This window comes from Bacillus sp. SIMBA_154 (assembly GCF_046536015.1).
GTDB classification, from domain to species: domain Bacteria; phylum Bacillota; class Bacilli; order Bacillales; family Bacillaceae; genus Bacillus; species Bacillus pumilus_P.
Genome location: NZ_JAWJBV010000380.1, coordinates 1 through 260 on the forward strand (window position 1 = coordinate 1; position 260 = coordinate 260).

The window sequence follows — 260 nt, forward strand, 5'->3', positions numbered from 1 at the left end:
GAAGTCAATGCTGAAAGAGTGAGTGCGGTCAAGACTGTGACGGTCGTCTATCCAGGCAAGGCCGTGTACATCACGGTGGGGCCGTCCGGCCCGATTCATATTCCGGTTCCGATTCCAGGTGTCGGCGTAGTGGGCGCGCTCGCCATGGGGGCTGTCGCAGGGGCCGTCGGCGTCGGGCTCGGCAAGCACGACAACGATTCGCCGACATCCCTCAATGATCTCGTCACCGCCAGATTCGGCGATACGGGGCTTAACCGGCG

Annotated in this window: 1 pseudogene; it reads left to right on the forward strand. The window is 62.7% G+C overall.

Annotated elements, in window-relative coordinates:
- Positions 1-260: pseudogene (locus R0K30_RS22450) on the forward strand (hypothetical protein); the annotation flags it as partial.